The sequence below is a fragment of the Fibrobacter sp. UWCM genome (genome assembly GCF_900129735.1).
GTDB lineage: Bacteria > Fibrobacterota > Fibrobacteria > Fibrobacterales > Fibrobacteraceae > Fibrobacter.
Map to the genome: position 1 here is coordinate 30,001 of NZ_FQWR01000008.1, position 15,223 is coordinate 45,223.

Annotated in this window: 12 protein-coding genes; all 12 read left to right on the top strand. The window is 54.8% G+C overall.

The features are described 5' to 3' along the window. The first annotated feature begins 130 nt into the window (after nt 1–130). The 12 genes from tyrS (at nt 131) to BUB22_RS07100 (ending at nt 15,170) form a co-directional block, all read left to right on the top strand. Nucleotides 131–1,348: a tyrosine--tRNA ligase gene (gene tyrS / locus BUB22_RS07045; protein WP_073114521.1), complete on the top strand. Its 1,218-nt coding sequence runs from the start codon at nt 131–133 to the stop codon at nt 1,346–1,348. 4 nt (nt 1,349–1,352) lie between these two features. Next, nucleotides 1,353–2,309 carry a 1-phosphofructokinase family hexose kinase gene (locus tag BUB22_RS07050; protein ID WP_073114522.1) on the top strand — a complete coding sequence of 319 codons (957 nt, stop codon included), beginning with the start codon at nt 1,353–1,355 and terminating at the stop codon, nt 2,307–2,309. Between the two features lie 10 nt (nt 2,310–2,319). After that, entirely contained in the window at nt 2,320–2,967 is a 648-nt protein-coding gene (gene mqnB, locus BUB22_RS07055) for a futalosine hydrolase (RefSeq protein ID WP_073114523.1), read from the top strand. Next, nucleotides 2,964–3,779 (top strand): 1,4-dihydroxy-6-naphthoate synthase, encoded by an 816-nt coding sequence (locus BUB22_RS07060; RefSeq protein WP_073114524.1) that lies wholly within the window; start codon nt 2,964–2,966, stop codon nt 3,777–3,779. Before mqnB ends, BUB22_RS07060 begins: the two co-directional genes overlap by 4 nt. A 126-nt stretch (nt 3,780–3,905) precedes the next feature. Continuing rightward, entirely contained in the window at nt 3,906–4,106 is a 201-nt protein-coding gene (locus BUB22_RS07065) for a hypothetical protein (protein WP_072807799.1), read from the top strand. Between the two features lie 246 nt (nt 4,107–4,352). Beyond that, the gene (locus tag BUB22_RS07070; RefSeq protein WP_254794670.1) at nt 4,353–5,810 is read left to right on the top strand and encodes an OmpA family protein; all 1,458 of its coding nucleotides are present in this window, start codon (nt 4,353–4,355) and stop codon (nt 5,808–5,810) included. 11 nt (nt 5,811–5,821) lie between these two features. Continuing rightward, on the top strand, nt 5,822–8,047 hold the full coding sequence (locus BUB22_RS07075) for a tetratricopeptide repeat protein (RefSeq protein WP_072807801.1): 2,226 nt from the start codon (nt 5,822–5,824) through the stop codon (nt 8,045–8,047). 46 nt (nt 8,048–8,093) lie between these two features. Continuing rightward, complete coding sequence (locus BUB22_RS07080) at nt 8,094–11,939, top strand: tetratricopeptide repeat protein (protein WP_139258826.1); 3,846 nt, start codon at nt 8,094–8,096, stop codon at nt 11,937–11,939. A gap of 187 nt (nt 11,940–12,126) precedes the next feature. After that, complete coding sequence (locus tag BUB22_RS07085; RefSeq protein ID WP_072807802.1) at nt 12,127–12,747, top strand: MotA/TolQ/ExbB proton channel family protein; 621 nt, start codon at nt 12,127–12,129, stop codon at nt 12,745–12,747. A 39-nt stretch (nt 12,748–12,786) separates the two neighbouring features. Then, the gene (locus BUB22_RS07090; protein WP_072807803.1) at nt 12,787–13,680 is read left to right on the top strand and encodes an ExbD/TolR family protein; all 894 of its coding nucleotides are present in this window, start codon (nt 12,787–12,789) and stop codon (nt 13,678–13,680) included. Nucleotides 13,681–13,682: 2 nt separating this feature from the next. Beyond that, complete coding sequence (locus BUB22_RS07095) at nt 13,683–14,231, top strand: biopolymer transporter ExbD (RefSeq protein ID WP_072807804.1); 549 nt, start codon at nt 13,683–13,685, stop codon at nt 14,229–14,231. A 3-nt stretch (nt 14,232–14,234) separates the two neighbouring features. Next, the gene (locus tag BUB22_RS07100; protein ID WP_073114526.1) at nt 14,235–15,170 is read left to right on the top strand and encodes an AgmX/PglI C-terminal domain-containing protein; all 936 of its coding nucleotides are present in this window, start codon (nt 14,235–14,237) and stop codon (nt 15,168–15,170) included. Nucleotides 15,171–15,223 lie beyond the last annotated feature (53 nt).

Here is a 15,223-nt window from a genome sequence, read left to right on the forward strand (position 1 = left end):
GATAGCCGACTAATTCTATATTTATCCCGTATGATTATCCATTCCTTCTACATGGGCTTTCAGTGATTAGTGGTTTAGACTTGTAATTTCCCTAACCACTAACCACCAAACACTAACCACTGAGAAAATTATGCAATTCCGTCCCGTTAAGGAACAGCTTGAAATTTTGATGCGCGGCGTTATCGATGTCGTGCCGCAAGAAGAACTCGAAAAGAAACTCCAGAAGTCCTACGATACCGGAGTCCCGCTCCGTATCAAGATGGGCGTGGACCCGACTGCCCCGGACGTGCACTTCGGCCACACGGTCGTGATGCGCAAGCTCCGCCAGTTCCAGGACCTCGGCCATACGGTCGTCCTTATCGTGGGTGACTACACTGCCCAGATTGGTGACCCGAGTGGCCGCAACAAGGCCCGTCCGCGCCTCACGCACGAGCAGGTGCTCGAGAACGCGAAGGAATACCAGGAACAGTTCTTCAAGGTCGTCCGCCGCGACCAGGTGGAAATCCACTATAACGGCGAATGGTTCTCCAAGCTCCCGTTCAGCAAGGTGACCGAACTCATGGGCCAGTTCACCGTGGCCCAGATGCTCGAACGCGAGGATTTCCACAACCGCTACACGGCCAATACGCCGATTAGCCTGCACGAGTTCATGTACCCGATGATGCAGGGCTACGATTCCGTGGCCATCAAGAGTGACGTGGAATTGGGCGGCACCGACCAGAAGTTCAACGTGCTTCGCGGTCGTGACTTGCAGATTTTCGAAGGCATGGAACCGCAGATCGGTCTCTTCATGCCGATTTTGCTCGGTACCGACGGCAAGGTCAAGATGAGTAAGTCCATCGGCAACTACGTGGGCTTGAACGAACCCGCCGACGTGATGTACCACAAGATTTACAGCCTCGCCGACAGCATCGTCGAGAACTGGTTCGAACTCCTCACCAACATCCCGCTTGCAGAAATCAAGCAGATGATGGCCGATATCGCCGCGGGCAAGATGAACCCCAACGATGCGAAGCACCGCCTCGCCATCGATATCGTGACGCAGTACTACGGCGCAGAAGCCGCCGAGGCCGCCGCCGCGAAGGAACGCGAAATCCACAGCGGAAACGCCATCCCGAGCGATGCTGCCGAATGCAGCGTGGCGGCCGGCACCTACGGTGCCCTGGATCTGCTTGTGGAAATCAAGGCCTTTGCATCTAAGGGCGAAGCCCGCCGCATGATCCAGAACGGCGGCGTCAAGATTGCGGGCGAAAAGCTCGCTGACCCGCAGGCCTCGTTTGAAATCAAGGGCGGTGACCAGCTGGTTGTCCAGGTGGGCAAACGCAAGTTCTACAAGGTGAATTTCTAGTACCATGCCGCAAGAAATCCTCATACTCGGTCTCAATCCCGCCTGGCAGCGTTTGTTCTTTTTGGACAAATTCACTCCGGGCGAGGTGCACCGCATAACGAACGTTGAAGAATACGCTTCGGGCAAGGGAATCAACTGCAGCCGTGTGTTGCAGAACTTGGGCGGAAAGCCCCTCCTGATGCACTTCCTCGGGTCCGACCACGGGTCCCGCATTTTCGACGAGATTTCCGGTTGCGGCATAAGCCAGGCCCCGATATGGATTAAGGAACCGACACGCACCTGCACGACTATCGCCTGCGGGGGCGAAGCGACGGAACTTATCGAGCCTTCTCCGGTACTTACCGATATCGAGAACAAGGATTTCGCGCAGACTCTTGGGGAATACTGGAACACGGCGCAGTGCGTTGCCCTCTGCGGGTCTTTCCCCGGGAACTTTAACGTTGAGTGCATCAACGATCTCGACTTTACGGGCAAGCGCGTGTTTGTCGATGCCATCGAGAATATCGACTCCTGGCTCGAGAAGGGCGTGGAACTGCTGAAGATCAACATGCACGAGTACAGCAAGTTGCTCGACCGCATGGGAATTCCGCAGGTGAAGTCGAGCCCGCAGTTCTGGAAAATGACCGCGACCGCCGTGCTCGAGCGCCTTCCCATCAAGAACCTCGTGGTGACTGACGAGGAATCGCCGGTACGCGCGTTCCGCCTGGTCGAAAAGAAGTTCCAGAGCGCGATAGTCACGCCTCCCGCAGTAGAGGTGCAGAACAGCGTGGGTGCGGGCGATTCGTTCTTTGCCGGCTGGCTTTATGCCGATAGCATGGGCCTCGAATTCGAGGAATGCCTCGTGAAGTCGACCGCCGTCGCTGTGGCCCGCTGTGAAGTCGACAAGCCCTGGATGCTTTCGCTCGAGCGCGTTGCCGAGCTGGAAGAAACTATCCGCGAAAGCCTCGAACAGCAGGAATAGGCAGGCCGGCATGAACGGGACGCTTGTCGTATTTGCCTCGAAGCAGGAATTCAACACGATTTTCCCGCAGATATCCGCTGTGGTGGCGTCCACTACGCCGCAATCCATAGACAACCGTTTCGATGTCGCCGTGTGCGGGGTGGGAATGCTCGACTTTTCGGCGAACCTCGCGTACCTCCTGGCGAAGAACCGCTACGAGCGCGTAATCCAGGTGGGCATCTGCGGGGCTTATCCCAACCGCGGGATAGAAATTTGCGACGTGGTGCGTGTCGATACCGACGTTGTCGGCGATATGGGAATCCAGACGCGTGAAGGCCATTTTGTCGCCTGGAAGGATGCTTCTGGTGAAGACGGCGTATATGCGGGCGAATCCCCGCGATTCCTCACGATTGCACTTGCGTCTATACGTTCCGTTGCCGGCGTCTCGGTGAACTGCTGTACCGGTACCAAGTACCTGGCGCTCCGTCGCGGCGGGCTCTTCAAGGCCGATGTCGAGAGTATGGAAGGCGCGGCATGCTTTGCCGTGTGCAGGCGCTTTGGCGTTCCAGCCTACCAGTTCCGCGCGGTAAGCAACATCGCGACCGACCGCGACACCTCTACCTGGAAGATTCCCGAAGCCCTCATGGCCCTCAAGGAACAGGTCCTGGACGTGTTATGAGGCTTTCTCTCGGCATTTCCACCTGTCCTAACGACACCTACATCTACGAGGCGCTTGTCGCCGGTCTCGAGAATTCCCCTTTTGAATGGGACGTGCATTTTGCCGACGTGCAGACATTGAACGAGATGATTATCGCGGGCAAGCTCGACGTGGCCAAAGTGAGCGCGCAGGTCTACCCGAAAATTCGTGACAACTACGTGTGCCTCGGGTGTGGCGGCGCCATCGGGTATGGCTGCGGCCCGCTCCTGCTTTCTTCTGTGTCCGGCGCCTTCGACCCTGCAAAAGAAACTGTACTCCCTGGAGCGAACACGACGGCCGCGCTCCTTTTCCGGTTCTGGTTTGCTCACGAGTTCGGCGTAAAGTCCGGCCGCCCGGGTGCGTGTGCGCCGCAGGTGCGCTATGCGCTTTTCAACGAGGTCTACTCCTCGCTGCTCAACAAGTCTGCGGTTCAGGGTGTAACCATTCACGAACATCGCTTCACCTGGAAACGTGACGGGCTTCACATGTTGCAGGACCTCGGCGCCTACTGGGAACAGGAAACGGGCTCGCCGATTCCGCTCGGGATTGCAGTCGCGCGCCGCTCGCTTTCGTACGAACTTGTCAGGAATATTGAGAAGGAGATTCGCGATAGCCTCTTGATGGCTCGGAAAAGGTCGGAACTCGTGACCCCGTTTATTCGTGAAAAAGCGCAAATTTCCGATGAAAAAGTCATCGAATCGCACATAAAAATGTTCGTGAACGACTTTTCCGAGAGCGTGGGCGAGGCGGGTCGGCGCGCGCTCGAGTCCCTTTGGGGTATCGCAGATTGTTGATAACCTGTTGATAACAACAAAAATCGTGTAATAATCCGTAAACGTAAAATTGTTTTTACAAAACTGCGAATTTTTGCGAAAAACTTTATTTATTTTCCAAAAAGCACTTTTTTTGGGAGTTCGCTTATGAGTTTAGTCAACGACCTCGATCTCGAAGTTGAAAACTTCAAACGTGAGTACGAAAAGTTCGAACGCGGCAACAAGTCCGCTGGAACGCGTGCGCGCAAGGTTCTGCAGGATATCAAGAAGACCTGCCAGGAGATTCGCGTGTCCATCCAGGGGGCGAAGAAGGAGGAGGAAAAGTCCAACCTTTCCCCTGAGAATTGACGTTCAAGGCCTGCCTAACGGGCACTTTTTGCTTTTTTTAAGCGTTTTTTTGGGTTATTTCTCAAAAAGCGTTTGACTAGAGCCCGTTATGAAGGTATATTCCCATTCGGGTTTTGAATTTGTCGATTCGGCAAACCAAAAAAACAAACGATTTTATGTGTTCTATGATTGGAGAAACGTAGCAGTATGACCCTAAAGAAACTGGTCTTAATTACGGCCGGGGCTTTGCTTCTTTCCGGAACCGCCATGGCAAGAATCATCAACGTGCCTGGCGAATTCCAGAAAATCGGTGACGCTCTCGGTAATGCCGATGCTGGCGATACCATCAAGGTAGCGCGCGGCACCTACAACGAAAACATCACTCTCGTGATGGGCGTGATCCTGAAAGGCGAAGATCCGCTGACAACAATCATCGATGGCGGCCGCAATGGTCCGACCGTCATGGGTACTTCGGGCGCAGAAATGTCGCACTTCACTGTGAGGAACGGTCTCGAAGGCATCCTCTGTGAAAACGCTGCCCCCTACATTCACCACTGCTACGTGATGGATAACCACGCTACGGGTATCGGTGCGTTCATCTCGCTCCCGCATCTCCGCAACAACGTGGTGTACGGCAACCGCTGGTCCGGCATCCTCGCTTGGGGTGCCAAGTCCCTCGACGCCTTCATCGAGCATAACGTCGTGCTCCGCAACGGCTACTCGGGCCTTGCCCTGAAGGGACCGACCAACGTGGTCGCCCGTAACAACATCTTCATGGAGAACCACTATTACGGTGTGTTCGCCGACCCGGCCGCCGGCCAGACGAAGGTGGAGTACAACAACATCTACAAGAACTACTACCCGTTCAACCACTTCATCAAGGTGAACCGCACCAACGTTTCCCTCGATCCGAAGTTCATGAACCACTCCCTCTCGAAGCCGAACTTCTACTGCCAGTCCACCTCGCCGATGCTCAAGCGCGGTAAGGGCAAGCTCGACATCGGTCTTACGACTGTCGAGGTCGTGAAGGAAGAAGAACAGGCCGAAGAAACCCGCAACCCGGATACCGATGCCGATGGCCTCTGCGATCCGTGGGTTTCCGAAGAAGGCGTTTCCGACAAGTATGCTTCTGTTTGCACCGGCATCGACAACTGCCCCGAAGAAGCCGAAGACTTCGACGGTTACCAGGATGACGATGGCTGCCCGGATGCCGACAACGACCGCGACGGTCTCTGCGACCCGTGGGTCGAAGCCAAGGGCTTGCTCGCGAACTTTGCTCATGTGTGCCAGGGTGTTGACCGCTGCCCCGAACAGGCCGAAACCCAGAACGGTTACAAGGACGACGACGGATGCCCGGACGAAGTCCCGCAGCCGCCGAAGAAGGTGTTCGTGCTTGAAGGCGTGAACTTCGAATCCGGCAAGGCGACCATCACTCAGGACTCTCACGTGTCCCTCATGAAGGTTGTCGACATCATGGAAACCTTCCAGGAAGCGACGTTCGAAATTGTGGGTCATACGGACAACGTTGGTTCCAAGGAAAAGAACATGCAGCTCTCCGCCGACCGCGCCGCTGCAGTGAAGAACTTCCTTGTCGAGAACGGTATTAACGAATCCCGCATTGTTACAAGCGGTAAGGGCGACTCTCAGCCGGTTGCCTCTAACAAAACCCCCGAAGGGCGTGCGCAGAACCGTCGTATCGAGTTCATTCGCACGGATATCAAGTAAAGGAGTAGGTGATGATGCATACTAGTTTCATCAAAACATCGGTCCTCGGACTTACAGTGGCGGCCAGCTCCCTGTTTGCTGACGCTACCTACTCTCCGCACAAGTATCAGCAGAACGACTGGTTCGCAGAATTCGGCGGCAACACCGCCATGTACGTGAACCCGGCCAGCATTGCTGAAACGGAACAGTTGGAATTCAGCGCTGCGTTCTTCAGCTCCATCAGCGGCGAAGCAAGCCAGGAATACGTGAGCTTGACCTTCCCGATGGACTACAAGCACACGCTCGGCTTCTCGTTCTTCGAGAACGGCGCTTCTATCGACGGTGGCAAGTCCTACGGTGAATACGCGTTCATGTTCGGCTATGCCTACAACCTCTTCCAGTTGATCTCTCTCGGTGTGGACATCTCGGTGCTCTACATCAACCAGTTCGACGACGTGAAGCAGGTGACCTTCGGTTCTGACATCGGTATCAGCTGGAACCCGCTCGCTTCTTCCAAGCTCGGCTACCTCCTCGTGGGTGTCGCCTTGCAGAACGTGCTGCAGCCGGCCATCGCCACGAGTGACGACGCTCCGGCAGTGGTGCTCTTCACCGAAAGCGAAGCCTACAAGATTCCCGCGAACCTGAACTTCTCCTTGTTCTACCGCGGTCTTAACAGGAGCCTCGAAGCGAAGATCGAAGCATCCTTCATCGACATCATGCACGATGACGAGGAAGGCGGCGAAGGCTTCAACCTCGAGACCAGCTTCACCTTGACCTACTACCTCTCCCCGCACTTGGGCGTGCGTGGCCGTTTCACCAAGGAAGGTTACTTCGTTGCTGGTGCTACGGTGAACGTGAAGGACGTGAGCATCTTCCGTTACCTCCAGTTGGATCTGGAAATGTCTCATGACGACCTCTACGCCAAGAAGAACCGTGGTTTCATCTGGGCCGTGAAGATTACTTCTCGCTTCGGTGACACCCGCGAAGAGAAAATCGGTGAGGAACGTTACCGTCGCTTGAAGATCGAACCTGAAAACGACTACCGTGCCGCTATGCGCCTGTACTTGAACCGTCAGTTCCTCGAAGCTGCTTACGCCTTCGGTAAGGTCCAGACCAAGTACCCCGCATTCCACCTCGTTGACCAGGCTGCGTTCTACAAGGCAAAGTCTTTCGAAAACCTCCGCATGCACAAGGCTGCAAAGTCCGTGTACGAAGACGCTATCAAGCGTTATCCGCAGAGTGACCAGAAGGCCAAGTACCACTTCCAGTTGATGAACATCGACTATAAGGAAGGCAAGTACACCGAAGCCATGAGCAAGTACCAGAACATTGCCCAGAAGTTCGGTGAAAGCGACGTGAAGGCCGACGCCGACTACGTTGCCGGCCAGATCAAGTTCGAACAGGGCCTCTACCAGGAATCTGTCGACCTGCTCGCCGCCATCCTTCCGGGTAACGCGAACTACTTCTACGCCCGTTACACCATGGGTATCGCCTACAGCCGCCTCGGCAAGTTCGAAGAAGCTGAAAACTGCTTCCGCGACATTACCGAGCAGCAGTACTCCAACCAGTCCGAACAGGACCTCCAGGATGCTGCCCGCGTGAAGCTCGGCCACCTCTACTTCTCCGGCGAGAAGGCTGACATTGCCGCCGCCGCCCAGATGTATGGCCAGGTGCAGCCCGGTTCTCCGGTGTACGACGAAGCTATGCTCGGCATTGCATGGTCCTTCCTCAAGGTGAACAAGCCGGACGAAGCCATGAAGCCTGCCAAGTGGATTATTTCTAACCTTCCGGAATCCTTCCTCGTGTCCGAAGCCTACCTCGTCCAAGGTTACTGCTACTTCATGAAGAAGGACTACCAGAATGCAGCCAAGTCTCTCGAACAGGCTGAAGCCAAGACCGAGAAGCCGGCTGTGTCCGTGGCTGCCCGCGATAGCGCCCGCCAGGCATACGACGCTATGCAGAGCGAATTCGACTCCGTGCAGGTCCAGGCACTTGACCTCGCTCGCCAGCTGCCCACCCCGCGTGTGGAAAGCAAGCGTGAGGCTCTGCGCCCGACCTTCGACAAGGCCAACCAGGCTATCGAAGACTACGCCGCGTTCACCCAGAGGGCCATCCAGAGTGACCGCTTTGAATCCAACCGCAAGCGCATCCTCGAAGATGCGGGCTTCACTCTCGCTACTGTGAAGACCAAGATGGGCCAGGGTTCGACTTCTTCCGAAGCGGCTCAGGAACTCGAAGAATTGGAGGACCTGGAGTAATCCGGGGCCTCCCCTTTTTTATGATTATATAGGTGGATAGAGAACGATGAAAAAAATCATTCTTGTCGCTGCGATTGTTTGCTCCTTTATCGGAACTTCTTTCGCTGCATCGGATCCTTGTAAGGAAAAGACCAACGAAGCAAAGAAAATGCTTGCCAAGTGCAAGTCCATCGGGAAGGGCAAATCTGGTTATGAGCAGTGCGCCAGTTCCTATAAGGTAATCAAGAACCAGGCCGAACAGGCATGCCGTTCCGGCGGCCTCGACGAACAGGGCATGGTGAAGGCCATCGAGCAGTGGGAAAAGCTCGCCAAGGGCGAAACCTGTAAGGGCAAGAAGTCCGACCGCTGTGCCGGTGCTCTCCAGCAGCTGGGTCACTACCAGTTCATGCTCGAAGAAAAGCAGTTCCTGGATATCCAGGGCCAGTACGAAGAAGATGTCGCCTGGTGTGCCGACCGCGATAACAAGCCGGCCAAGTGTGCGAACATCGGCCAGTACCCGAAGGCCGACCACCAGAAGTCCCTCGGCTACTTCCTCGAGTACATCGACAAGTACCCGAAGGCTCCGAAGATTCCGGTGGTGCTCTACCAGGCCGCTGCCGTGCAGGAAGCTAGCGGCGAAGACGAAAAGGCGTTCAAGCTCCGCGATCGTCTCGTCAAGAACTTCCCGAACGACGGTCTCGTGCCGAAGGCATGGCTCCGTATCGCCGAATACCACTTCATGAACCGCAAGTTCCGTGACGCTATCGCCGCCTACAAGAAGGTGACCGGCTTCGAGAACCTCACCGGTAAGGAAGCGGCTCTCGCCATGTACCACTTGGCTGAATCCTACTACAACATCGCCGAATACGAAACGGCTGCTTACAAGTACTACGAATATATCATCGGTGCCGACAAGGGTAAATACCCCAACGACCTCCGCGCCGAAGCTATGGACTTCATGGCTGCCTCCTTCTCTGACCTTGAAGGTGGTGGTGTCGCCGAAGCTGAAGCCTTCCTCAAGGACAAGAAGGTTCCGTTCAAGGATTCCGTGTACTACCGCATCGGTATGAAGAACAAGGACCACGACCGTAACGAAGAAGCTGTCCAGTCCTTCAAGCGCTTGATGCAGATCAACCCGGACTACATCGACGCTCCGCTCGCCGATATCGCCATGATCGAAATCTTGCTCGTGCAGCAGAAGTTCGACGAAGCCCAGAACTACCGTTACGTGGTGGTGAAGCGCTACGACAAGAACTCCTCCTGGCGCAAGAAGAACACCAAGTATAAGGAATCCGTCGCGAACGCTGACAAGGCTATCCGCGGCGCTATGCTCGAAATTCCGCACTACCATCACCAGCAGGCCGCGAAGATCACCAAGGAAGGTGATATCGAAGGCGGTAAGCGTCGCTATGCCGAAGCTATCAAGGCTTACGAGGCGTTCCTCACCCGTTACAAGAATGAACCGACCTGGGATGAATACACCGTGCATATCGACCTCGCTGCCGCCTACCAGGAAATGGGTCAGCATGCGAATGCCGCCAAGATGTTCAACTGGATTGTCGATACCGATACCACCCGTTATGGCCGCCGCGCTCTCGGTTCCGCTGCCCTCCTGAAGAAGGAAGAAGCTGCCTACAACGCCGTGCTCATGATGGACCAGGCTCGCGAAGCCGCTCTCAAGAGCAAGGCTAACGGCGATACGGTCAAGGCTTACGACCTCCCCGAAACGAAGGCTTACTTCGCCCAGGTGGACAAGTACATGCAGAAGTTTGGCCAGAACAAGGAAGCTGCCGAACTTGCTTACAACGCTGCCCTCGTGCACTACAATGCCAAGAAGTTCAAGACTGCGGTTACGGTTCTCCGCGAACTCCGCCAGAAGTACCCGAACCACCAGTACATCTTGCTCATCAGCCAGATGCTTGCCAAGTCCTTGCTCGAATCCAACCAACTTGATGAGGCTCTCGCCGAATTCGAATGGCTGTTGAAGCAGTACACGCAGGTGAAGGCCACCAAGAACGACTCGATGGCTAAGGAAACCGAAAAGGCTATCGCGTTCGTGCTCTACCAGATGGCTGAAAAGGCTGTCAAGGAAGGCCAGTACGAGAAGGGTGCCAATGCTTACCTCGCTCTCGTGAAGCGTTACCCGAAGGTCGAGATTGCCGACAAGGCTATCTTCGAAGCCGCTGCCGCGTTCGAAAGCGCGAACCAGTACAACAAGGCTGCCGAAACCTTCATGATTCTCCCGAAGCAGTACGCAAGCTCTCCGCTCACTATCAAGGGCGTGCTCCGTGCCGCATCCGCATACAAGAAGGACAACAAGCCGCAGATGGCTGCGACCACGTTCCTCTTCATCACGAACAACTTCCCGCAGGATTCCATGGCGTTCCAGGCAATCGGCTTTGCTGCCGCCGTGTATGACTCCATCCCGGATAAGAAGAACGCTGCTGTTACCTACGAACTTGCCTACAAGCGCTACCCGAAGAACGAGAAGACCCCGAGCTTCCTGTACAGCGCCTGCTTGAGCTACGACGAAGCGAAGATGACCGACGAAGCAATCCGTTGCTCCAAGGACCTCGTTCGCGACTACCCGAAGAGCACCTACGCTCTTGACGCCGCGTTCTCCATCCCGATGGCTTACGCTAACGCCAAGAAGTGGGATCTTGCCGCCTCCGAATACCACAACTTCATCAAGATGTACTCCGAAGACAAGGAAAAGCTGATTGCCGCCTACATCGGTGCAGCCCGTGCCTACATGGAACTGAAGGAAGAAGACAAGGCTATCGAAGACTACCGCAAGACTCTCGAAGCTTACGACAAGTACGGTTTGCAGATCAAGAACGCCGACCCGGGTGTCCCGGCCGAAGCCGCCTTCTACATGGGTGAACACGAGTTCCACAAGATGGACCCGATTGTGCTGAAGGGTAAGGAAAAGGACAAGGCCAAGATCATCAAGACCTTGGTGGAAATACTCCAGAAGGCTATGGGTCACTACTCCAAGTCTGCTGCCTACGCTTCTGAAAAGTGGACCTTCCGTGCCACGAACAAGATGGGTATGCTCTTCGTGACCATGGCCGCCAAGATCCGCGAACAGGAAATGAACGCGAAGAAGGAAGACGAGAAGTTCGCCGAACGTATTACCATCGTGCAGCAGCTGCCGAGCTACTACGAACAGGCTCGCCCGATCTTCCAGAAGAACATCGACCTTGCACGCGACCAGGGCTTCTACAACAAGGACGTGGTCGAGGCTGAAGAAGGCTACATCGAAATGTTCTACCAGGGCTGCGCCGTGTTCGTCGAAGTGGCTGACGCATTCGCGAACGCACCGCTTCCGGACTCCGCCGCCATCGTTCAGGAATACATCTACGAAGAAATGGTGAAGGCCGACGCTATCGAAGCCGCTCACGAAGACCTCGAGGCCTATCGTGAAGAGCTCATGAACAAGTCGAACTCCGCAAAGGAACTCGCCGTTCCGCAGTGCGCTACCGGTATCAAGGCCTCTGCCCACTACGGTATCGACAACCAGTGGACCGCAAAGTTGTTCGAAACGTTGAAGGCTCTTGACGAAACGAACGAAGTTCTCGCCACGAAGATCGAAAAGTTTGACCCGTCGACTCTGTTCTCTGACCCGAGCTACTTCAAGACGAAGGCCCGTATCGAACAGATTTCGAAGTCCGAAGTCATGACTCCGGAAGAAAGGATCAATACCTTCCGCGAAATCATCAAGGATGCCAAGGCTGAAAACGAAAAGTTGAAGGCCGAACTTGAGGAACTCAAGAAGCAGCTGATGGGTGCTCCGGCCCCGTCTGCCGAGCCGGAACCGTCCATGGACGAACCTGCTGCTGCTGAAGAGGCTGCCCCCGCTCCGGCACCTGCCAAGAAGAAGGCTGGTAAGAAGAAGGGCAAGAAGAAGTAGCGGTAAAAACTATTTTACGGGGACCTTGTTCATAGGTTCCCCGTATTTTTAGGGCTTTAGGCGGGTTTCTGACGCGGTAAATAAAGTTTTACTCCGTTGACCCTCCAAAAACGCCCAAAAAAAAATAAATATGAACAAAGATTTCAAAAACAAACACAAAAACAACACTCGAAAGGAGTAATCTAAAATGTCTAAAATGCTTCAATCCTTCAGCCCTGAATCCGATGGTTGGCAGTTCATGTGGATCATCCTGGCCGTGTTCATCATCGGTCTCGGCATCTCCATCGAACGTATCATCTACATCCTGGTGAAGAGCTCCAAGGGCCGTGCCAAGTTCCTCGCTGATTTCGGTAAGCTCATCAGCTCTCAGCAGTATGACCAGGCTCTGAGCCTCGCCAACGCTACCAACCTCCCGGTTGCTCGCATTATGTCTGCTATCGTTGCCAACCGCGCCGGTGGCCGCGAAGGCATGCAGGCTGCTTGCGATGCAGTGTTCCTGACTGAAGCTCCGCGTCTTACTCGTTACATCTCCCTTATTTCCGTGATGGCTTCCATCTCTACGTTGCTCGGACTTATGGGTACGATTTACGGTCTGATCTACACCTTCGACGCTGTGGCTAACAAACCCGCTTCCGAACGTGCCAAGGCTCTTTCCGACGGTATCGCTATCGCTATGGGTACGACGCTTGAAGGACTTCTCTCCGCAGTGCCTCTCCTGGTCATTGTGGGCTTCCTCAACATGAACTCCGAACGCCTCATCCAGGAAATGGAAGAAAAGGGCCTCAAGATTATCAACTCTCTCGTCTAATTGTGTTTGAGAGTTAAGTCTTTAACTGGAGTTTAAAAAATGGCAAAAGAAGTCAAGAAACCAGCAAAGCCTGAAGAACCGGACCTGTTGCCGGCGATGGGCTTGTTCACGATTCTGATTCCTATGCTTCTCTCCATGGCTGCTTTCTCCAAGCTGGCAATTGTTCAGGTGAACCTGCCCGAGCGCAGTATGATCAACCCGAACGATGAAACACCTCCGCCGGATGAGCAGGCATTGAACTTGAGCCTCGCGATTACCAACGAATATCTCGTGATTGGTGCTCGTGGTGGTTTCCAGCCGAACGTCTATTTCAAGGAAATGTGGACGTTCCGCTGCAAGTCCGATGCTAAGCTGATTACCCATGCCGTCGAAGATGTCAAGGCCGCAGTTGAAGCCGGACATGGTCCGAAGTGCAAGGACGGTAGCGAGATGGATAAAGAGAAGTATCTCTACGAAATCGAAACTATCGAACTCTGGGCAATCCAGAAAGAATCTGAAGAGGATCCGGGTCGCGTGATCTGGGCGCTCTACACCAACGGGGGTACTCCCGAAGAACCTGTTGCCGACAGTGCTTATGTTGACGGCAACAACAACTTCCTCGCTCTCCCGGGTGAAGGCGCTATGGGCCTGACTCCGCCGCCGGCTCTCAAGAAGCCTGCGGCAGGTACGGCTCTCGCAACCCTTACCCCGAACTCCGCTCGCACGCTCAAACCGGACGTTGCGGCGAAGAACCTCATTCATCCGCTTTCCGCATACGATCTCATCGCAAAGGATCTGATCGCAATCCATACGCAGTTCATCGACCTGGAAGACGTCGACAACATTATCATCGTGGCTAACGACGATACGCAGTTCGACAAGATCATCCAGCTTATGGACCGTTCTAAGGAAGCGGGCTTCAGCAAGATAAACCTTGCAAAGCTGGGAGGTTAATCATGGCTAGAAGAACTCGTAAATACGCTGACGACGTCCCGTTCTCGATTACCTCGATGATGGACATGATGACCATCATCCTGGTGTTCATGATCAAGAACATGGACGCTGAAGGTCAGCTCTTGACCCAGGCCGAAAACCTGATCCTTCCGGTCTCCACGTCCAAGCTCCAGCCGACAGAAGTTTCTCTGACGGTCGTGATCGATAAGGAATACGTGGTGGTCGACAATGAGAAAGTCGTGCCGACTTCGGACGTGCTTGCTCAGGAAGATCTCTGTGTTCAGCCTGTTCTTACTACCCTTTACGGGAAACGTAAGGCCGAAGTGGACCAGCACTTGCGCCAGGGCCAGCCTGCCGACGAAGCCGGTAGCGTTGTTGTCCAGATTGACAAGAACATCCCCTACGACGCCATGTATAAGGTGATGGCTACCTGCGGTATCGCTGGCGTGCCGTCCTGCAACTCTTCCGAAGGCGAAACTGGCTACGAGAAGATGAGCGGCTATACGAACGTTTCCTTTGCCGTTCTCGAAAAGAACGGAGGGGAGGAATAATCTATGGCTAAGAAAAATACTCCTGTAGATCCGTTAGTTGCGGCTCTTATGCCTGAATCCGACAAGAAGATGGCCACCATCGCTGGTGCGTCTGTGCTTGTCGCTCTTGCCCTTTCTTTCTGGGCCTCCATGTACGAAGTGGTCGTCGATGAAGTTTTCTTCGACTCTTCTGAAGGCCCCGACCTGACCGCCCAGATGTCTATGGACGAGAAGAAGGAAGAAAAGAAGGAAGAGAAGAAGAAGGAAGAGCCCAAGAAGCCCCGCAAGAAGGCGGGTGGTGGTGGCAAGCCCCGTGGTAAGGGCCAGCCGAACGCTCCGCAGACTCGCGGCGTGCTCAAGCTCCTCACTGCTCAGACCAAGACTGCTAGTGCTGCTGCCTACGACCTCATGAAGAACCAGAAGTTCACCAAGGACATCGATAAGGTTCTTAAGGACGTGGCTGGCCTCCAGACGACGGGTAAGACCGTTCTCGGTGGCCGTCGCGGTAAGGCTGACGGTGGCTTCAACGAAGGCTACGCTGAAGGCGGTGCCGGTGGTATCGGCGACGGCCTCGCAGGCCTCTTCGGCGGTGGCGGTGGCGGTATTGCTACCAAGGCCAAGGGTAACATCAAGACCCCGTCTGCCCGTGACATTGACATGGGTGCAGGTGGTGGCTCTCGTTCCGCAGCGGACATCATGAAGGTCGTCCGTCAGCGTACCCCGGGTCTGCGCCACATCTACAACAAGTTCCTGAAGAAGAAACCGGGATTCCAGGGTAAGGTTACCCTGAAGTTCACGATCGCTCCGGGTGGCGAAGTTATCAGCATTTCCATTGTGTCTTCCACCACTGGTTACGGCGAATTCGATGCTCAGATCAAGGGCGCCGTCTCCAACTGGACATTCAGCAAGGTTAAGTCCGGTAACACCACCGTTACGATTCCGTTCACCTTCTCCGAATAACGGAAAACCTGTTGAAAAAAGGCCACGCTCAAAAAGCGTGGTCTTTTTTTATT